The organism is Streptomyces sp. NPDC048659 (genome assembly GCF_040650575.1).
Lineage (GTDB): Bacteria > Actinomycetota > Actinomycetes > Streptomycetales > Streptomycetaceae > Streptomyces.
Genome location: NZ_JBEZHM010000002.1, coordinates 10,978 through 30,924 on the forward strand (window position 1 = coordinate 10,978; position 19,947 = coordinate 30,924).

Annotated in this window: 13 protein-coding genes and 2 pseudogenes; 4 read left to right on the plus strand and 11 right to left on the minus strand. The window is 73.5% G+C overall.

Annotated elements, in window-relative coordinates:
- Positions 1-19: 19 nt before the first annotated feature.
- From AB0C99_RS01685 to AB0C99_RS01700, 4 genes are all read right to left on the minus strand, one after another.
- Positions 20-1,345, minus strand: coding sequence for a cytochrome P450 (locus AB0C99_RS01685; RefSeq protein WP_362468136.1), 1,326 nt, complete (start codon positions 1,343-1,345; stop codon positions 20-22).
- Entirely contained in the window at positions 1,342-2,103 is a 762-nt protein-coding gene (locus tag AB0C99_RS01690; RefSeq protein WP_362468138.1) for a terpene synthase family protein, read from the minus strand. The genes AB0C99_RS01685 and AB0C99_RS01690 overlap by 4 nt, the downstream gene beginning before the upstream one ends.
- Positions 2,104-2,321: 218 nt before the next feature.
- A complete protein-coding gene (locus AB0C99_RS01695) occupies positions 2,322-3,167 on the minus strand; it encodes a methyltransferase domain-containing protein (RefSeq protein ID WP_362468140.1) in 846 nt (281 codons plus the stop codon).
- 37 nt (positions 3,168-3,204) lie between these two features.
- Positions 3,205-4,605 carry an FAD-dependent oxidoreductase gene (locus AB0C99_RS01700; protein ID WP_362468142.1) on the minus strand — a complete coding sequence of 467 codons (1,401 nt, stop codon included), beginning with the start codon at positions 4,603-4,605 and terminating at the stop codon, positions 3,205-3,207.
- Between the two features lie 57 nt (positions 4,606-4,662).
- Here AB0C99_RS01700 and AB0C99_RS01705 point away from each other — a divergent pair.
- Positions 4,663-5,492, plus strand: a pseudogene (locus AB0C99_RS01705) (IS5 family transposase).
- A gap of 483 nt (positions 5,493-5,975) precedes the next feature.
- On the opposite strand, the pseudogene AB0C99_RS01710 reads toward AB0C99_RS01705, so the two are convergent.
- The 4 genes and pseudogenes from AB0C99_RS01710 to AB0C99_RS01725 all read right to left on the minus strand — a co-directional run.
- Positions 5,976-6,197 (minus strand): annotated as a pseudogene (locus tag AB0C99_RS01710) (IS110 family transposase); the annotation flags it as partial.
- A 110-nt stretch (positions 6,198-6,307) separates the two neighbouring features.
- Positions 6,308-7,891: a hypothetical protein gene (locus tag AB0C99_RS01715; protein WP_362468144.1), complete on the minus strand. Its 1,584-nt coding sequence runs from the start codon at positions 7,889-7,891 to the stop codon at positions 6,308-6,310.
- On the minus strand, positions 7,800-9,653 hold the full coding sequence (locus AB0C99_RS01720) for an AAA family ATPase (protein ID WP_362468146.1): 1,854 nt from the start codon (positions 9,651-9,653) through the stop codon (positions 7,800-7,802). The genes AB0C99_RS01715 and AB0C99_RS01720 overlap by 92 nt, the downstream gene beginning before the upstream one ends.
- An 88-nt stretch (positions 9,654-9,741) precedes the next feature.
- On the minus strand, positions 9,742-12,630 hold the full coding sequence (locus tag AB0C99_RS01725; RefSeq protein WP_362468148.1) for a VCBS repeat-containing protein: 2,889 nt from the start codon (positions 12,628-12,630) through the stop codon (positions 9,742-9,744).
- 70 nt (positions 12,631-12,700) lie between these two features.
- Here AB0C99_RS01725 and AB0C99_RS01730 point away from each other — a divergent pair, with 70 nt between their 5' ends.
- Positions 12,701-13,114 (plus strand): RidA family protein, encoded by a 414-nt coding sequence (locus tag AB0C99_RS01730; RefSeq protein WP_362468150.1) that lies wholly within the window; start codon positions 12,701-12,703, stop codon positions 13,112-13,114.
- A gap of 59 nt (positions 13,115-13,173) precedes the next feature.
- On the opposite strand, the gene AB0C99_RS01735 is transcribed toward AB0C99_RS01730, so the two are convergent.
- Positions 13,174-13,854 (minus strand): GDSL-type esterase/lipase family protein, encoded by a 681-nt coding sequence (locus AB0C99_RS01735; RefSeq protein WP_362468152.1) that lies wholly within the window; start codon positions 13,852-13,854, stop codon positions 13,174-13,176.
- Positions 13,855-13,983: 129 nt separating this feature from the next.
- On the opposite strand from AB0C99_RS01735, the gene AB0C99_RS01740 reads away from it, so the two are divergent.
- On the plus strand, positions 13,984-14,967 hold the full coding sequence (locus AB0C99_RS01740; protein ID WP_362468154.1) for a WD40 repeat domain-containing protein: 984 nt from the start codon (positions 13,984-13,986) through the stop codon (positions 14,965-14,967).
- A 115-nt stretch (positions 14,968-15,082) separates the two neighbouring features.
- On the opposite strand, the gene serC is transcribed toward AB0C99_RS01740, so the two are convergent.
- Positions 15,083-16,201: a phosphoserine transaminase gene (gene serC, locus AB0C99_RS01745; protein WP_362468156.1), complete on the minus strand. Its 1,119-nt coding sequence runs from the start codon at positions 16,199-16,201 to the stop codon at positions 15,083-15,085.
- Between the two features lie 51 nt (positions 16,202-16,252).
- On the opposite strand from serC, the gene AB0C99_RS01750 reads away from it, so the two are divergent.
- Positions 16,253-19,063, plus strand: coding sequence for an FAD-binding and (Fe-S)-binding domain-containing protein (locus AB0C99_RS01750; RefSeq protein ID WP_362468158.1), 2,811 nt, complete (start codon positions 16,253-16,255; stop codon positions 19,061-19,063).
- On the opposite strand, the gene AB0C99_RS01755 is transcribed toward AB0C99_RS01750, so the two are convergent.
- A complete protein-coding gene (locus AB0C99_RS01755; RefSeq protein WP_362468160.1) occupies positions 19,060-19,941 on the minus strand; it encodes a LysR family transcriptional regulator in 882 nt (293 codons plus the stop codon). The two genes, AB0C99_RS01750 and AB0C99_RS01755, sit on opposite strands and share 4 nt — an antisense overlap.
- Positions 19,942-19,947 lie beyond the last annotated feature (6 nt).

The following is a 19,947-nucleotide window of genomic DNA, read 5'->3' on the forward strand; positions in this document are numbered from 1 at the left end:
ATAACTTTCCGGACCCCTCCTAGGTGGCCGAGCGGTCGGTGACGGTCATGCTGAGCGGCGTGGGGCCGAGGGTCGCCGAGGCCGCCGGGCGGGGGCGGCTGCCCGGGATCGGGTCCAGTTCCCATCGGCGTGTGACCGCTGCGGTGAGGAGGGTGAGTTCTGCCAGGGCGAAGTCGCCACCGGGGCAGCCGTGCACTCCAGCGGCGAAAGGGAGATAGGCACCGCGTGGGGGAACGGGGTGCTGTTCGGGGTTCCAGCGGTCGGGGTCGAATGCTGTGGGTCTGCGGTACCAGCGGGGGTCCCGGTGCAGGGCGTAGGGGCTGTAGAAGATCTGCGCTCCGGCGGGGAGCCGGTGGCCGCCGAGTTCCCTGGGGTTCGCGGCGTGGCGGGGGAAGAGCCAGATCGGAGGGTAGAGCCGGAGTGTCTCGCGCACCACGCGGCCGGTGAGGTCGAGCGCCGGCAGGTCGGCCGATGTGACGGGGCGGTCGCCGGTAACCCGGTCGACCTCGTCGTGGACCCGGCGGCGGATGGCCGGGTGGCGGGCGAGCAGGATGAACAGCCAGGCCGCCGCGGCTCCGCTGGTGTGGGAGCCGCCGATGAGGAGCGAGGTCACGTCGTCATGGAGCTGTGCGCGGTCGGCGCCGGCGGACAGGCGTGTCAGGGCGGGGGTGGTGGGATCTGTCTGGATGAGGGTGTCCACGACTCGGTGGATGTCGGCCAAGGCCCTTCGGTAGCGCCGCCGTTCGCCGCCGGGCCAGCGGTCGAGGAGGGTGGCTGCGGGCCCGTAGGCGCGGAGGCCCAGTCCGGTGACCACGGTGGGCAGGGCTCGGTGGACCGTGTCCGCGAACCCGTCGGGGAGGGGGCGGTCGAAGAGGATCGCGGCGACGGCGTTCAGGGCGAGTCGAGCTGTCTCGGCGTTGAGGTCGAGGCGTTGGCCGGAGTGCCAGGAGTCGGCCAGGGTCGTGGCGAGTTCTGCCAGGGTGTCCAGGTATCCGGGAAGCCGGGCCGCGCTCAGCAGAGGCTGTACGACGCGTCGGCGGTCCCAGTGGTGGGTGCCGTTGGCCACGGCGACGCCCGTGCCGAACAGGGGGCGGGCCTTGGTGAAGATCTCGCCGCGGTCGAAGCGCCCTCCGGGACCGGTGAGCAGGTCCATGACCAGGTCCGGGTGGTTGAGGAGGTAGGCGGGTCGGCGGCCGATACGGAATTCGACCACGTCGCCGTGGGCTCGCTGGGTGTCGAGGAAGGCCAGTGGCGCCCTGACCAGTTGGAGGGCGTGCCCGATGAGCGGAAGGCCGCCGGGGGCGCGGGGTGGCGGGGCGGGTGTCCTGGCGGGCTGTGTCGTCATGATGCCTCCGCTCGCGGGGCGGCCGTCGTGGCGTCGTACCGGGGTGTGGCCGCGCCCCACTCCAGATGGCCTCGCGCCCAGCCGATGAGTGCTCGGGCGCACCGGTCGGCGTTTCGCCGGGCGGAGGGCGGTGCGTCGAGGGTCTGGGTGAGGACGGTGAGGTCCCGGTGGGCACGCTCGTGCGCGAGCAGGCGTTTCTCGCAGGCGTCCGCCACCGCGAGGGTGGCGGCGTGCCGGTCGAGGCGGCGGTGGTGGGCGGTGACGAGGACGAGGTTGTGCGGGTCGCCCTGGGCCGCCTCCTTCTCCACCGTCATGAGGTCGTTGGTCCAGCACACCACGTCGGCTGCGGCGATCAGGAGGTCCTGGTAGGGGCGGGAGTAGTACAGGGACGGGGGCAGGCAGCTCGCCTCCGTCCGCTCCACCAGATCGAACGACGGCAGGATCGCGCCGAACTCCCGCCGTTTGGCGGGGAACGCTTCCTGGCTCGGCATCTGCCCGTGCTGGCGGTGGGCGGCCTGCCACACGCACGCCGACAGGTAGTCGGCCACATGCCTGCGGAATCGCAGTTGCCAGTCGTTCGCCATTCCATGGGATGCCTGCGTGATGATCTCCTCCAGAGCCCGTCCCATGGGCGAGTCGGCCGCTTCTTTGCCGATGGCGACTTCGAGCATGTCGCGCAGGTGCTCGTGGAGGAGGTCGGCGTCCTTCCCCAGGTCGCTCTCGTCGATGAGGTCGTCGAGGAGGAACAGCCATGCCATCCATTTCGCCACCAGTACGCTGTCCGCCCGATGGGCCCGGGGGTGGCACCAGGCGGCCAGCAGGCCGGGCCGGATGCCGCCGAGACCCTGGAGTTCCTCGGGTGTTTCGCAGATCCCGATGCCCTGGGCCCATTCCAAGGTGTCCGTATCGGCGGCTTCGGCATGAGGTCCGCACCGTGCAGGTACGCCCCAGATGGCCGAGCGCGTGAGTTCCTGGATCATCCCGTGTGTCTCACTTCCGTGTGCGGATTCGGTGGCCGGACCCCCCACATCGCGATCATCGCGTGCGCGGTGTCGATGAAGCCGGGACGGGCGAGATGCTCCAGAGCGGCGACGCCTTCGTCCCGGGTGAGCGCTCCTTCCCGTTCGATGGTCGGGAGGAGATCGGCGATGGAGAGAGCCCAGGCGCGTCCGGCTGTGTTCGTCGCGGTCAGGGTCGGGCAGTGGATCCGCATGCCGATGCCGACGAGGCCGGATGCGTTCAACGGGGCGGGGAAGGAACGGGCCCAGGCGGCGACGTCGCTGCCGAGGGCCCGGGCGAGGGTGGTGGTGACCGCCTCACCGAGGCGCCGTACGACGGGATCGGGTGACGAGGCGGCCGGGAAGAAGGAGGGGTCTTCGATGTAGAGGCGTCCGCCCGGTTTGAGCCAGGACGCCATGCGCGCCGGCAGTGCGGCCCGCTCGGGCAGGTGGCACAGCACACTGCGGGCGACGACGAGGTCGAAGGACTCGGGTGGGAACGACTGCGTCCGGACATCGTGCTGGAGTACGCGCAGAGCCGGATGGTCCAGCCCGCTCAGGAACCGGAGGTCGGTGTCGGTGGCCGTCACCGACCCGTCCGGGCACCGGTCCGCCAGCCACAGCGCGAGACTGCCGGTCCCGGCGCCGATCTCCAGGCAGTGCGCCCCGGGCGAAAGGTCCCAGCGCGCGAGATCGGCTGTGGTCGCCGGATCACACACATCTCCCAGCGAGTCCAGCCGTTCCGTCTGCGCCGGGTAAGTGAAGGAGAACACCTCGTCCCCGTACGAGGGGAGTTCATGCGTCTCCGACGGTCCGTTCGCCATGGGGCCGGCTCCTTTCGGGCTGGAGGAACGACTTCATTCAGTCCGTCCTCCGCGCACGGGTGGTGACCGGCCGGTTGAGAATGCGGCGGGCGGCCCGTTCACCCGAGGCGAGGGCGGCGTTGGTGGTGCTGTAGGAGAAGTGGTCACCGGCCAGCTGGACGGGGGAGGCCGTGTCGAGGCTCGCGGTGAAGGCGGCGAGGTCCCGGTAACCGCCCTTCGGACGGGCGATCACGGCGATCTCCCAGCGCTGGACGGTGGCCATCTCGCTGTGCTCGTCCAGGTGGGCGGCGAGGTCCGGCATCACCTGGGCGAGCGCCGCGCGGGCGTCGGCGGTCACGGTGTCGTCCGCGGCGGTCATCCGGGCCTTGTTCCAGTGGTGCCGGAAGATCAGGGTGACCAGGCCCCGGCCCTCCGGTGCCCGACCAGGGCCCAGGTTGTGTTCGTACAGCACGATGGCGAGGTCCGGGTACTCCCGCTGCGGTACGGCGACGCCCAGCGCGCTCTCGACGGGCGCCCGGCGCACTCCGAAGGTCACCTGCACGTCGCTGGTGTAGCGCACCGCTTCGAGATAGCGGCGCTGCGGCTCGTCGAGGGTGGTCACGATCCGGGCCGCGGCCGGGGCGGGGACGGCGACCACGCAGGCGCCGGCCCGTTCCGTGCGGACCTCGCCGTCCCGCTCCCAGGAGACCAGAGCCGTGTCCCCGTCCCGGCGCACCTCGGTGACGTGCGCGCCCAGTTCGACCCGTGTCTCCGGGGAGCGCATCACGGTGGTGTCGAGGAGGAGCCCGGGGAGGCGTCCGACCCCGCCGTCGAAGGTGAAGCTCGCGGCGCCGAACGTCCCCCACATGACGCAGAAGGCTCCGACGGCGGAGACCTCATCGGCCGGGGCGAGGAACTGGCTGCTGCACAGGGGCTCCACCAGGTAGTCCAACAGCTCCCGGTCGAGCCGGCGCAGCGCGTACTCCCGCGCGCTCTCTCTGTCGAGCCCGGCAGCGGCGGACATGTCCTCCCAGCTCAGCCGACGGCCCGCCGCCGTCAGGTCCCGCAGCAGACGCACCGCCTTGAGTTTGGCGCGCCACCCGAGCAGACCGGTCCGCAGCAGATCCGAGGTCTGCACCAGGGACAGCCGGTGGACCCGTCCGTCGCGGAGTACGGCCAGCTCGTCCGAGCAGGACAGCATCCGTCCGGCGAGCCCGGCGTCCTTCAACAGCCCGATCATCGGAGCGTAGTTGCGGGAGAGCCAGCTCGCGCCGCGATCGAGCCGGTAGACGAGGTCTCCGGCGGCCACCTCACGGGAGGACATCCGGCCGCCGACGTGCCCCTCCCGTTCGAGCAGTGTCACCGTGCGCCCGGCCTGGCGCAGCCGGAACGCAGCGGCCGTTCCCGCGATGCCGGAGCCGACCACGATCACGTGGTCGGGGCGATGCTCTTCCGTCATATGACGCTCCTAGGCGGTGTCTTCAAATGATCACCATTGGTGGATCATGGTGTTGTGATGTGTCGTCATGAACTGTCGGATGCTGAGTGGGAGTTCGTTCGGCCGTTGCTGCCTGAGTCGTTGCGGGGGCGGAAGCGGCTGGACGACCGCCGGGTGCTGAACGGGATCGTGTGGAAGTTCCGGACCGGGACGGCCTGGCGGGATGTGCCCGAGCGCTACGGGCCGTGGGCCACGCTGCATACGCGTTTCCGCAGGTGGGCGGCGGACGGCACGTTCGACCGAATGCTGCGGGCCGCTCAGGCCAAGGCGGACGCGGCGGGCGACATCGACTGGCTGGTATCGGTCGACTCCACGGTCGTCCGCGCCCACCAGCACGCGGCCGGGGCCCGAAAAGGGGGCTCCTCGACCCCGCCCTCGGCCGGTCCAGAGGCGGTCTGACCAGCAAGATCCACCTGGGCTGTGACGGTCGGGGCCGTCCGCTCGGCTTCGTCGTGACCGGCGGCAACACCAACGACTGCACCCGGTTCACCGCGGTGATGGAAGCGATCCGGGTGCCTCGGATCGGACCCGGGCGGCCCCGGGTCCGGCCCGATCACGTCCTGGGCGACAAGGGCTACAGCTCGAAAGCGATCCGCACTTGGCTCCGCCGCCGAGCGATCCCGCACACGATTCCCGAACGGGCCGACCAGATCGCCAACCGGGTCCGGCGCGGCAGCCGAGGAGGCCGCCCGCCGGCCTTCGACCGCGACGCCTACAAGCGCCGCAACACGGTGGAACGGTGCTTCAACCGGCTGAAACAGTGGCGGGGCATCGCGACCCGCTACGACAAGACCGCCCAGTCCTACGAAGCCGCCGTCACCCTCGCCTCACTCCTGATGTGGGCGTGACATTTGACGACAGGACCTAGGACATCTGGGGCTGAAGAAGACACGGAACCCACCATCGAGCACACCCACCGCGCCGGTGTCGGCACGGAACGTAGCCGAGTGGAGACGCGGAACAGTGACAAGTGATCGTGTGAGGCGGGCGGGCAAGCTGTACGGCTCCGGTACCGAACCCGGTGCAGTCAAGGCAGAGGTCCCTGGTGGGACCAGGGTTACCTCACGTCTTTCCACGGAGACGATCTCGGGTCCGCAAGGATGGAAACGGCTTGAACCGCTTGACACGGCGGGGAGTCACCCATTCCGGGCAGCGCCCCTGCCCTCGGTGGCTGTACGCACTTCCAGGCGGCCCTGGAGTCCGCCGGGGCGATCTGCTCGTCGTGGTCGCGCAGCGCGAAGCGCGGCTCGCGCTCCCGCTCCACCTGCTGCCCTCGACGGCCGCCCCGCTCCACGAGGCCGCCACTCGCACCGGCCTGACGCCTGAGCAGCCTCCGGCGATGGATGGATCTGCGTGAGCAGGCCGTGGAGCGGGTTCGCGACCCTGGTCGCTTCGCCGGCGAGGTCGTCGTCGAATCCGACGATCATCTCCAGCTCGGCGATCCGCCGCATCGTCAGCCCGGGCAGATAGGCGACCGGGCAGCCCATGTCCCGGGCGACCGCCGGCGCCAGGGCCCCGATCGAGGCCGGCTGGTCGACCACAACCAGCACCGCTCATCAACCGCAACCAGGGGGAATGTCATGCCGGACCCGAAGGCCGGAGGCCCCATTGCGGAGCCACGAAGACGGTAACGGCGGGGGAAGGGGATACAGAGCCGGGCCGGTCAGCCCTGTGATGTCTCGCCGAGCAGGTCCCGTGCCCACGCCGCCCGTCGCGTTCCCGCCGGATACGGCAGGGCCTCGGCCGATGCCACGGCCCGGGTCAGTTCCCGGGTGCCCTCCGGCGTCCTGCCGAGCCGGTGCAGGGCCGTCCCCAGCGCGATCCGCGCCTCGATCTCGGCGAGCCGCTCGCCCGTGCGCTCGGCTCGCGCCGCCTCGGCCCGCGCCAGTCGCGTCGCGGTGTCGGGGCGTCCCGACATGAGTTCCGCCCAGGCCACCAGCACCGGGGCATCGTCGGCGTGGCCGTCCAGGGCACGCAGCGCCTCGTCCGGGCGGCGCGCGTACAGCGCCAGTTCGGCACGTGCCGTGCGCACCTCGTGCCTCGCCTGCCGGTCCCCGAGCGTGGTGGCGACCGCCTCGGCGTGGTCCACCACGGCCGCTGCCTTCGCCGCCTCGCCCAGGAACACCCGCACGCGCGCCATCGTCGCGAGGGCGTGCGGAAGGCACCAGGCGTCGTACGCCTCCGCGCCTGACACGGCCTGCTCGGCCAGGGCCCGGGCCGACTCGGGTTCTTCGAGCAGGAGACGGAGCTCCGCGAGGTTCGCGCGCTCGAAGGCGGCGGCGATCGGGTCGCCGGACTGCTCGGCCAGGGCGAGAGCCCGGCTTCCGATCCGGACGGCCTCGCGCAGGCGGCCGGAGCGCCGCGCGTTCTCGCGCAGTGTCGAGAGGACCGAGCCGAGCAGCGTGGGGTCTCCGTACGCCTCGGCCGGCGCCAGCGCCTGGTCACCGGCCTCGCGTGCCTGGTCGAGGTGTCCGGCGAGGCCGAGACTGGCGGCCTGAAGGGCGAAGGCACGGGCCGTCAGCCCCTGCCCCCGTGTTCCCGGGACCTTCCGCGCGGCCGTCAGGGCGTGGCGGGCGGCCTCCGCTCCGGCCGCGTACCGTCCCTGGGTGCAGCGGACGACCGCCAGGGCGAGGAAGTGGCCGGCCGCCGGTTCCGGCGCGGTGTCGGCGGTCACCGGGTGCTCGCGCAGCGTCCGGCGGGCGGCGCCGGGGGCCCGGGTCTTGGCGAGGGCCTCGGCGAGCAGGGCCGCGGCGAGGATCGTGTCGTCGTGGTCGCCGCGGCGCTCGAACTCGGTCAGGGCGAGCCGGAGGGCTGCGGCGGCCTCCTCGAAGTGGCCCATCCTGCGCAGGACGTGGCTGTGCGCGAGCCGTGCGCGTGCGGCGTCGACGTCGAGGCGGGCGACGAGGTCGCGGTAGTAGAGGTCGGCGGTGTCGTTGGCATACAGCGCGGCGGCGCGTTCGGCGGCGCGGCGCAGGTACGCGGCCGCGCGCGGGTCGTCCGCGCGCGCGAAGTGCGAGGCGAGGGCGTCGACGGCGTCCGGCCGCCGGCGCAGGACCGCCTGGGCGAAAGCGGTGTGCAGCCGGCGGCGGCGGACCACGGACAGCTGTTCGTAGCAGGTGAGGCGGACGAGAGGATGCCGGAAGGCCACCCCTGCCTCAGGGCGTCCGGCCATGACCACCTGCCTTTCCTCGACGAGCGAGGCGGCGATGGCGCGCTCCAGGGCGTCGGTCGCCGCGGCGTCGGACACCGGGGGGGTGCAGCGCGTGTGCGGCGACATCGAGCAGCTCGGTCAGCGCGGCCTCCCCGCCGGCCACGGAGAGCGCCTCGACGACCCGGCGCGTGTCCGCGTCGAGCCGGAGGAGCCGGTCGGCGACCAGTTCGCGCACGCTGTCGGGGGCAACGTTGTCGGAAGGTCCGCCGTAGGGCAGGCGGCGGGCGAGTTCGAGGGCGAACAGGGGGTTGCCGAGGGAGAGTTCCCACACCTGCTGGGCCCGTTCGTCGCCGGGGGCGTGGGCGGTCGCGTCGCGCACCACCGCCAGGCACGCCTCCTTGCCGAGCCGCCCCAGTTCCTCGCGCGCGCAGAGCCGCTGGCGCGTGAGCGAGGCCATGACCGAGCGGCGCGCGTCGCCTTCGGGGAGTTCCTCCTCCCGGTACGTCACCAGGAACCGCAGCGCCGTTCCGCGTTCCGCCGCCCGCCGGGCGAGATGGCCGAGGAGTTGGTACGAGCCGGTGTCGGCGGCGTGCAGGTCGTCGAGGACGACCAGCACCGGGCGGACCGAGGCCAGGTCGCCGAGCAGGGCGGTGCTCGCCCGGAACAGACGGTCCCGCTCTTCCTCAGGGCTCCGCTCGTCCTCCGCCCGGAGACTCCCCAGCGACGGCAGGAACGCTGCCAGCTCGGGATACTCCGCGCCGACCCGGGCGCGCCGCGCTGCGTCCCACTCGGCCAGCCAGCCGTCCAGGGCCTCCGCGAACGCCCCGTACGGCGTGTGCCCCTCCGCGTCGTGTCCACCGCCCCACAGCACGGCCGTGCCGGACCGCGCGGCCCGCCGTGCCGCCTCGCGGGCCAGGCTGGTCTTGCCGACGCCGGCCTCGCCGGTGAGCAGTGTCACCGGTGGCCCGGCGGCGGAGAGCAGCCGCGCCAGCACCTCGTCGCGGCCCCGCAGCGGTGCCGCGGCGGGGGCCCGCAGGGGTGCGGGCAGGGACGGCGCGGACAGGGCGGGCGCGGGCGTGTCGGTGAGCGCCAGCCTGTGCAGCCGTTCCGTCTCGGGCCTCGGCCGCACTCCCAGCTCCCTGTCGAGCGCCTCGCGGCACAGGTGGTACTGGCGCACCGCGAGCCTGCGCAGCCCCCGGCGCAGGAACGATTCCATCAGGATCCGGTGGGCGGCCTCCTCGGCCGGGTTCGCCGAGAGCACCCGTTCGACGGTGGCGGTCGCCTCCTGATGCTCGTCCGCCGCGAGCTGGGCCGTCGCGAGCGCGAGCAGCACCAGCTCCCCGAGTCCCGCGAGCCGGTCGCGGCGAGCCGCTGCCCACTGCGCGTAGCGGTCCTCCGGCAGCACCTCGCCGGTGAAGTGCCGTGCGGCGTGGGCCAGCGCGGAGATGTCCCCGGCGGCGAGCGCGGCGAGTGCCGTCTCCTCCGCGTGATCGGTGTCGATCCATACGGTCCGCGGATCGAGCAGCAGCAGGGAGCCGTCGGAGACCAGGTACGACGAGGCGGTGCGGGGAGCCAGCTCCGGTTCCAGCGCGTGGCGTGCGGCGTGCAGGGCGACCCGCAGACTGCGCAGCCCGGCCTGCGGATCGGCGTCGGGCCAGCAGACGTCCACGGCCTGATCGCGGTGGAGGCGGTGGCCGGGTGTCACGGCGAGCAGCTTGACCAGGGCGCGGGCGCCGGGCCGTGGCCAGCGTTCGGCGAGGGCGGGGCCGCGGTCACGTGTGGCGCGAAAACCGCCGAAAAGGTGCAGGCGGAGCAGTGGAGCGGCGGATTCCGGCCGGTTCCCCTGTCGCTCGCTCATGTGGGCGCCACTGTAACCGAGCATGCCGAGGCCCCCCGGGCGGTGTGCCCAGGGGGGCCTCGGTCCAACGGCTCGCGTCGGCGGGAGCTCAGGAGAGCTTGTACGCGGTGACCTGGTGGATGCCGTTGTCGGTGACGAAGTACCCGCCGCCGAACAGGGCGGCGGCACGGTCCCGGCCGTGATCGTCGCTGTTGAGGGTGAGCATCTCGTCGACGCCGTCGCCGTCGAGGTCGCCCGCGAAGTAGTTGCGGGCGCCCATGAGGCTGCCGATGCTGCCGACGGACGGCGCCCAGGAGTCCTCGGAGTCGAGAATGCTCGGGTCCCAGAGGTACAGGCCGGCTTCGCTGCCCGCTCCCAGGAGCGCACGCCCGCCCGGACCGGTCACGAACCCACCGCCGTACGACTGCGGCGTGACGAGCTGCGTCGTGTCGTCGCCGTTCGCCCGGTAGCGCCGGAACGAGGCCGTACCGCCCTCGTACAGCACGCCGTCCTTGGCGAAGTAGCTGTTGTGCGTCCACAGGCCGCCCGCGAGTCCGGAGTGGAGCACCTCGCCGGTACGGCCGTCGCGGATCTCGAAGAAGTTCTGCGGGCTGAGCGCGGTGGTGTCCCACTTGATGGGCGCGCTGACGGCCCACAGGTAGACCACCGCGTGCCCGTCGGCGTAGGGGATCTCCTTCGAGGCGAAGACACCCTCGTTCGGGATGGCGGTGCGGATGCCGCCGACCGCTGTGGCGGGCGGCGTCGGCGCCACGGACCAGCGGACCTCGCCGGTGCCGGCGTTCAGCGCGACCGCGTTCGTCACCGGGGCGGCGAGGTCGTACGCGTCGAGGCTCGCGTACGAGGCGTACACCCGGCCGTCGTTCACCGACGGGTCGGCGAAGCGCACGTCGCCGGCCGAGGTGGGAGCGCGGTACGCCCACAGGGCGTGGCCGTCGCCGCGGTAGGCGCGGAGCGCGTCCGTCGGGACGAGGAGGTCCGGCTCGTCGTCGCCGTCGAGGTCGGCCAGCGTCGTCGAACGGACGAACTGGCCCTCGGGGGCCTCGATGGTGGTGAGCGTCCGGCCCGTCCTTCCGTCGAGGACGACCGTCGCGGTGTCGGCGGCGACCACGATCTCGGTCCGGCCGTCACCGTTCACATCACCGGTCTGGATGTCGTGGACCGCGCCGGGGACGGTGGCCTGCCACAGCTTCCGCGGCTTGCCGCCGTCGACGAGCGACGGGCCCGAGTAGGCCCACACGCCGTCGGACGAACCGCCCATGATCAGGTCGGACATGCCGTCCTTGTTCAGGTCGGCGCCCTTGGCGTAGGCGATGTCGCCCTGGAGCGGCGTGACGTGCTCGGCCTTGCCGCTGCCCAGCTTGAACGTGCGGACGTTCTGCGACTGGTCGACGACGCGCACGTGCGTGCCCCGGGCGTCGGTGAAGACGTCCTGGTACATGGGCGCCGCGGCGGCGCCCTTCGACTGCCACTTGACGGCGCCTTTGCCGGAGTACACGGTCAGCGAGGCGTAGCGCAGGCCGCCGCGGTTCTCGGCCTCATCCAGGGCACGGTCGTCCTGGGCGGAGGCGATCAAGGAGCCGTCGGCCACCCGCAGACCCCAGACGCTGGGCGCGTCCTTACCGTTGGCGGCGTTCCGCTTGGTCGTGCTCGACCACAGCACCTTGCCCGCGTCCGCGCCGTCGACGGCGCGGACGGTGCTGGCATTGATCCACAGGTTCTCGTCGAGCGAGGACTCCGCGACGGCGTACTCGTCGCCCGCCTTCGCGCCGAGGTCGCCGACCGCGAGGGCGGTGGGCAGCACGTTCTCGCGGCTGTCCAGCGTCGAGCGCAGACCGGCCTTGAGGCCGTACGCGGCGACCTCGTAGCGCACGGCGTCGGTGGTGTCCGCCTGCTCGATCGCCACGATCCGCTTGCGGCCGGCGTCCAGTCGCAGCTGCCGGGCGTACAGCATGCTGTCGGTCTGCCAGGTCACCGAGCCGTCCGCCGTGTCCAGCACGAGGACGCGGCCCCGGCCGGCGACACCGGTGGCCTTGGCCAGGTTCCAGGACACGGCGACCGTGCCCCTGCCCAGGTCTTGGACGTCGCCCCAGTTGGCGCGCCGGGCCTCGCCGGTGTCATACGTCCAGGTCTGTGCCGGGGCGAGTGTGCCGTCGGCGGTCGTGGAGAAGCGGATGCCGGTCAGGGTCATGGTGGCGGCGGCAGGGACGCGCGGGTCGCCGCTCATCCGGGGCGCGTCGGCGACCAGCAGGGTCCCGTCGACGATCTTCACCAGGGAGGCGCGGTTGTACAGCTTCGACCACAGCGTCCGGCCGGTCCTTCCGTCGAGGACGGTGACGAACGTGCCGGTGTTCAGCGTCGAGCCCGGCACGGTGAACGGGCGCGGGTAGGGGTTCGTGCCGACCTGTGCGGAGAACACCAGGTCCGGGCTGCCGTCACCGGTCAGGTCACCGGTGGAGTAGCCGGAGTCGGAGTTGGCCGAGAACGGCGAGACCGCGTTGTAGCCCATCAGGATCTGCGCCGGGTACGGCTCCACCCGCCACACCTGGGTCGGCTTGACCTGCCAGTCGGTGAAGAAGGAGCTGCTGGTGCGCGCCCACGTCTCACCGCCGTCGGCGGCGTGCCGCTGCACGTATCCCATGCTGTTGACGGTGAAGTACTCGCCCTTGGTGCCGATCGGCACCGTGGCGCCCATGCCGCGCACGCCCTCCAGCGTGGACTTCGCGGTCATGGTGACCTTGGTAGCCGGGTCGACGGCGCTCGTCGACGCGCCGACCGTCGCGGCGTCGCCGTCGCCCGTGGCCTCCGGGGAGCCGTCGGACTCCGGGGCGACCGTGTTGCTGGCGGCGGAGCCCTCGTACGGGTCGAGCGCGGCGTGGGCGGCCAGCGACTCGGCCTCGGTGCCGCTCAGCTTCATCGCCGGGCCGCTGTCGTCGGTGGCGGCCAGGGCCCGCCCGTCCCGCAGCGGCCATGCGGCCATGCGGGCGGGCGGGCCGTACGCGTACCCGTAAGCCCGTCCATCCCCCCGACCGCCCCGACGAGAGCAGCCGATGAGCACCCACCCCCGCGTGAACGTCCCCTCCGGTTCCCCGCTGGAGCCCGAGATCGGCTTCTGCCGCGCCGTCCGCAAGGGCGCCCACGTGGCCGTCGCCGGCACCGCGCCGATCGGCCCCGACGGCGGGCTCGTCGGCCCCGGCGACGTGTACGCCCAGACCGTGCGCTGCCTGGACATCGCGGAGGCGGCGCTGAAGGAGGCGGGCGCGTCGCGGGCGGACGTGGTCCGCACCCGGGTCATGCTCACCGACGTGACGGCCTGGCGGGAGGCGGCCCGCGCGCACGGCGAACGCTTCGGCGCGGTGCGCCCGGTGACGACGTTCGTGGAGGTCTCGCGGTTCATCGACCCGGGCTGGCTGGTCGAGATCGAGGTGGACGCGATCGTGGACGCGGGCGCGGACACGCCGTAGGACGGTCTCGGCACCGGTCGGCGCCGGTCGGCGCCGGTTCAAGCCCCGGTCATCCCCGGTCAGCCCCGGTACGGCCCGCCCAGCCCCCACGCCTGGTGCATCGCGTCGGCGAAGGCCGCCGCCAGCTTGTGCTCGCCGGTGGGGCCCGGGTGGGTGCCGTCGTAGGTGTCGGCGCGGAGGTCGTACGACTCCGGGACCGAGCCGAGCAGCAGGGGCGAGGCCGCCGAGTCCAGGTCCGCGACGGTCTTGGCGAGCAGTTCGTTGAAGCGGGCGCACTCGGCGGCGAAGGCCGGCTCCTCCTCGGCCCGCACGTTCGGGATGACCGGCAGCAGCACGGCCCGGACACCGGGGTTCGCGGCGCGGGCGGCGGCCAGGAAGGCGCGGACGTTGCCGGTGGTCTGGTCGCTGTTGGTGTAGAAGCCGAGGTCGATCAGGCCCAGCGAGACGAGCAGCACGTCCGCGCCGCTCGCCGTCACGGCCGGGCCGATCAGCGGGGCCATGTGCAGCCAGCCCTCGCCCCAGCCGGCCAGGTGGCGGCGGGCGGGGGCGGGGAACGCCGGGTCGGCGTAGGTGTCCGAGACGGGCGCGTCGGCGCCGGGCTCGTAGAGCGCGGCGCGCGGGCCGACGATCTCGTACGCCCCGGGGCGCACCGACTCCAGGTGCCGCCACATGCGGTAGCGCCAGGTGAAGTCGCCGGCGCGTCCGATGGTCATGCTGTCGCCGACGAACAGAAAACGCATGGCGACCATCATCACCGACCCCGCCGGACCCCTGCGACGTGATCCCCGCCACCCGGCCCCCCCCACCAGCGGGACCCCGCCGCCCGGATCCCCCGGCCGGGCCGCGGTGCCCGTGGCAGGCTGGAGTCCATGCGACCTGCTCTGTGCGCCCTGGGAACGGCGGCCCTCGTCCTGCTCTCGGCGGTCCCCGCCGCCGCGGCGGACCCCGACCACGAATTCACCATCCAGGACCCGAGGATCACCGAGTCCAGCGGTCTCGCCGCGAGCCGCGCCCACCCGGGGATCTACTGGACGCACAACGACCAGGACGCCCCGCTGATCTACGGCGTGGACTCGCGCACCGGCGAGACGGTCGCGACCCTCACCATGAAGGGCGTCGGCACCCCGCGCGACATGGAGGCCATCTCGGTCGGCCCGGACGGCGACATCTACGTGGGCGACATCGGCGACAACCTCAACGGCTCCTGGGACCACGTCTGGATCTACCGCTTCCCCGAGCCGAAGGAGCTGAAGGACCAGACCGTCCGGGCCACCCAGTACGACGTGAAGTACGCCGACGGGGCCCGCGACGCCGAGGCCCTGATGGTCCATCCGAAGACCGGCCGGGTCTACATCGCCAGCAAGAACAAGAGCGGCGGCGGCCTCTACCAGGGCCCCGAACACCTCAGCACCTCCGGCACCAACGTCTTCCGCCGCATCGGCGAGGTCCCGTGGGTGACCGACGGCGCCTTCTCCCCGTCCGGCGACCGGCTGCTGCTGCGGGGCTACCTCCTGGCGGAGGAGTACGTCTGGAAGGACGGCCGGATCGACGGCCCCGGCACCTCGGTCGGCGCCCCCTTCCAGGGCCAGGCCGAGTCGGCGACATACACCCCGGACGGCTCGGCCTTTTTGTTCGGCTCGGAGGGGAAGAAAAGCCGGGTGATCCGGGTGGAGCGGCAGGGCGGCGGGACGGACGCGTCCGGAAAGCCGTCCGGGGCCTCGGGCGGCTCGCCCGAGACCCCGTCGGCCGCCGCCGCGCCGGGCGAGAAGGGCAACGTCACGGTCGGCTTCCTCGTCCTGGCCGGCGCCACCGTCCTCGTGATCGGCGCCAAGCGCCTGTTCCGGCGCGGCTGACCGGGGCCCGCGCCGGACGCGCCGAGGGCCCGGCGCCGGTCGTATCGGACCGGCGCCGGGGCCCTCGGCCCGTCAGCCTCTCGGCCGCTCGGGACGTATCCCGTAACGGCTACGGCTACAGCTTCTCGATGACGTAGTCGATGCACGCCGTCAGGGCGCGCACGTCCGACGGGTCGATCGCCGGGAACATCGCGATGCGCAGCTGGTTGCGGCCCAGCTTGCGGTACGGCTCGGTGTCGACGATGCCGTTGGCGCGCAGCACCTTCGCGACGGCCGCCGCGTCGACCTCGTCCGCGAAGTCGATCGTGCCGATGACCTGCGAGCGCTTCGCCGCGTCCGTGACGAAGGGGCTCGCGTACTTGGACTCCTCGGCCCAGTCGTACAGCGCGTCCGAGGACTCCTTTGTCCGGGCCACGGCCCAGTCCAGGCCGCCCTGGCCGTTGATCCACTTGAGCTGCTCGTTGAGCAGGAACAGGGTGGCCAGCGCCGGGGTGTTGTACGTCTGGTTCTTCAGCGAGTTGTCGATCGCGGTCGGCAGGCTGAAGAACTCGGGGATGTGCCGCCCCGAGGCGTGGATCCGCTGCGCGCGCTCCAGCGCCGCCGGGGAGAACGCCGCCAGCCACAGGCCGCCGTCGGCCGCGAAGGACTTCTGCGGGGCGAAGTAGTAGACGTCGGTCTCCGTGATGTCCACGGGCAGGCCGCCCGCCCCGGAGGTCGCGTCGACCAGGACCAGCGCGCCCTCGTCGGCGCCCGCGACCCGCTTCAGCGGGGCGGCGACACCGGTCGAGGTCTCGTTGTGGGTGTAGGCGTAGACGTCCACACCCGCCTCGGCCACCGGCTCCGGGTGGGTGCCCGGGTCGGCGGAGATCACGGTCGGCTCGGCCAGCCAGGGGGCCAGCTTCGCGGCCTTCGCGAACTTGGAGGAGAACTCGCCGAAGGTGAGGTGCTGCGACTTGTTCTCGATCAGGCCGTGGGTCGCGACGTCCCAGAAGGCGGTCGATCCGCCGTTGCCCAGGATCACCTCGTAGCCCTCGGGCAGCGAGAACAGGTCACTGATGCCGGTACGCACCTCGCCGACCAGGTTCTTGACCCGGGGCTGGCGGTGGGAGGTACCGAGGTAGGAGGTGCCGGTGGCGGCCAGGGCGTCCAGCGCCTCCGTACGCACCTTGGAGGGGCCCGCGCCGAAACGGCCATCGGCGGGCTTGATGTCAGCGGGAATCTGGATATCGGCCACGAGGCGGAGCGTATCGGGTCGGTGGAGGCGCGGTTGCGGCATGTCCGCCCGATGAGACGAGGACTGAGACATCCTGGAGTGGTGGGATCACACCAATACGACACGGTGGAACTGGCGCGGACGCTGCGCGCCGAGCTCGCGGGCGACGTCGACTTCTCGGCCACCGCCCGCGCCCTGACCTCGATGGACGCCTCGAACTACCGCCGGGTGCCGCTGGGTGTCGTCGCCCCCAGGGACGCCGCCGACGTGGCCGCCGCGCTGGCCGTCTGCCGTACGTTCGGGGTGCCCGTCGTCCCCCGTGGCGGGGGCACCTCCATCGCCGGACAGGCCACCGGAACGGGTGTCGTGTTCGACCTCACCCGGTACCTGCGCTCCCTCGTCGCCCTCGACCCGGCGGCCCGCACGGCCGTCGTGCAGCCCGGCATCGTGCTCGACCGGCTGCGGGAGGCGGCCCGCCCGCATGGCCTCACCTTCGGCCCCGACCCGTCCACGCACGGCCGCTGCACCCTCGGCGGCATGATCGGCAACAACGCCTGCGGCTCCCACTCGGTCGCCTGGGGCACCACCGCCGACAACGTGCGCGGGCTCGACGTCGTCACCTACGGCGGCGAGCGGCTGCGCGCGGGCCGCGACGGGGCGGGGGCGCCCGCCGGGCTGCGCGAGCTGGTCGGCCGCAACCTGGCGGCGCTGCGCACCGGCTACCCCGAGGGGCTGCCCCGGCGCATCTCCGGCTACGCCCTGGACGCGCTGCTGCCGGAGCGGGGCGCCGACGTGGCCCGCTTCCTCTGCGGCAGCGAGGGGACGCTGGGCGTGGTGACGGAGGCCGAGCTGCGGTTGGTTCCGCTCCCTGCGGAACCGACCCTGGTGGTCCTCGGCTACCCCGACGAGGGCGCGGCGGCCGACGCGGCGGCCGGGCTGCTGCCGCTCGGGCCGCTGACCGTCGAGGGGATGGCCGCCGACCTGGTCCGCGACCCCGGCGCGGCGGCGGGCCTGCCGAGGGGCGGGGCCTGGCTGTTCGTGGAGACCGACGGAGCCGGGGCCGCCGGGGCCCTGGTGCGGGCGGCCGACGCGCTCGACTCGCGGGTCGTCGCGGACCCGGCCGGGCAGCGGGCGCTGTGGCGGATCCGGGAGGACGCGGCGGGGACCGCGACCCGGCTGCCCGGCGGCGGCGAGGCGTGGCCCGGCTGGGAGGACTGCGCGGTGCCGCCGGCCCGGCTCGGCGCGTACCTGCGTTCGTTCCGCTCGCTGCTGAAGGAATTCGGGCTGCGGGGCGTCCCGTACGGACACTTCGGCGACGGCTGCGTGCACGTCCGCATCGACTTCGACCTCTACACCGCGCCCGGGGTACGGCACTTCCGCCGCTTCTCCGAGGCGGTGGCCGACCTCGTCGTCGCCCACGGCGGCTCCCTCTCCGGCGAGCACGGCGACGGCAAGGCGCGGGCCGAACTGCTCCCGCGCATGTACGGGGACGAGCTCGTCCGCCTGTTCGGCGAGGTCAAGGACCTGTGGGACCCGGCGGGCGGCCTCAACCCGGGGATGCTGGTCCGCCCCGAGCCGCTCGACTCCGGGCTGCGCTTCGCGGAGCTGCCCGTGGTGGGCCTCGGGCGCGAGGTCGCCCGCTGCGTTGGTGTCGCCAAGTGCCGTACCACGGGCCCGGATTCCGGCCCCGGCGTGATGTGCCCGTCCTACCGGGCGACCGGCGAGGAGCGGCACTCCACGCGCGGCCGGGCCCGGCTGCTGCACGAGATGGCGCTGGGCGAGATCATCACGGACGGCGCCCGCTCGGCGGAGGTCCGCGAGGCGCTCGACCTGTGCCTGTCCTGCAAGGGCTGCCACAGCGACTGCCCGGCCGGTGTCGACATGGCCACGTACAAGGCGCGCTTCCTGGACGAGCACTACGCCGGGCGCACCTGGGCGCGGCCCCGCGCGCACTGGACCATGGGCGGACTGCCGCGCCTGCTCGACCACTTCGGCCCGGCGCTCAACGCGGCGGCGCGGCTGCCGTTCGCGGCGCGGCTCGCGGGCCTCAGCCCGGAGCGGCGGCTGCCGAGGGTGGCGGGGGAGACCCTCACCGCCTGGTTCGCCGAACGCGCCTCGGACCGGCCGCCCGCCCTCACCCTGTGGCCCGACACCTTCACGGACCACCTCGCCCCCGAGGCGGGCCGGGCCGCCGTCCGTGTCCTGGAGGACGCGGGCCTGGGCGTCGCGCTGCCCCCCGGCCGGGTCTGCTGCGGGCTCACCTACCTGTCGACGGGCCGCCTGGACGCGGCCCGCAAGGTCCTGCGCCGCACGCTCGACGTCCTGACGGAGGACCCGTCGGGTACGGGTGAGGCGGTGGCCCTCGCCGTCCCCGGGCCCCTGGTCGTCCTGGAGCCCTCCTGCGCGGCGGCCCTCCGCGCCGACCTGCCCGCCCTCCTCCCCGACGACCCGCGCGCCGCCCTCCTCGCCGGCGCCGTCCGCACCTTCGCCGAGGCCCTGGAGGAGCTGGCCCCGGACTGGTCCCCGCCCCGCGTCGACCGCCCGGTCACCGGCCAGACCCACTGCCACCAGCACGCGGTGCTGGGCGACGCGGCCGACCGCAGGCTGCGCGCCCGCGCGGGCCTGACCGGCGAGCCGGTCGGCGGCTGCTGCGGCCTCGCGGGCAACTTCGGCTTCGAACCGGGCCACGAGCGGGTCTCCGCCGCCTGCGCCGAGGACCGCCTGCTCCCCGCCCTGCGCGCCGCCGCCCCCCACACCCTGATCCTCGCGGACGGCTTCTCCTGCCGCACCCAGATCGCCCACACGGCCCCGGACCACCCGGCCCGGCACATGGCGGAGATCCTGGCGGAGGCGCTGGAGGAGCGGGGGCCGGGCACCGCCTAAGGGGCGGGGGACTCCGCTCCGTTCGCGATCTCCCGGGCCAGTGCCGCCAGTTGTGCGACCGCCGGGTGTTGGTCGGTCGTGCGCCAGGCCAGGAGGACGGGGACGGGTGGGGCGTCCGTGAGGGGGCGGTAGGCGACGCCGGGGTGGGGGTGGAGGGCGGCCGTCGAGGCGGCGGTCACGCCGATGCCCCGGGCGGCGGCGATGGCGCCGAGCCAGTCGTCGGTGTTGGCGACGGTCACGGTGGCGCGGGGCCGGGCGGCGGCGGGCCACAGGGCGAGGGTGGTGGTGCCGGAGACCGGGTTCAGGACCGCCGTCTCGGGGGCCAGGTCCGCGAGGGTCAGCGACGCGCGCGCGGCCAGCGGGCCGTCCGCCGGGACCGCCGCCACCCGCGCCTCGCTGAGCAGCTCCTCGGTCGCGAGCCCCGCCGCCTCCACCGGCCCGCGCAGCAGCGCCGCGTCGACCTCGCCGCGCAGCAGTCCGGCGGTGCGGTCGTCGATCCGGCGCAGTTCCAGCGGCGTCCCCGGGTGTTCGGCCTGCCAGCGGCGCAGCAGGGGGATCGTGTACGGGCCGAAGGCCGACCAGGCGTGGCCCAGGCGCAGCGGGCGGCGCCGCAGCGGCTCCGGGTCGACGGCCGCGTCGAAGGCGGCGACGGCGGCGACGGCCCGATCGTGGAAGGCGCGGCCCTCGGGGGTGAGGGCGAGGTGGTGGGTGCTGCGGTCGACGAGCCGGGCGCCGAGGTGGCGCTCCAGGGCCGCGAGGGTGCGGGAGACGGCCGGCTGGGTGAGGTGGAGGCGGGCCGCCGCGCGGGTGAGGGTGCCTTCCTCCGCGATGGCGAGGAAGCAGCGGAGGTGGCGGAGCTCGATGGTCGTCCGGCTCATGTCTTC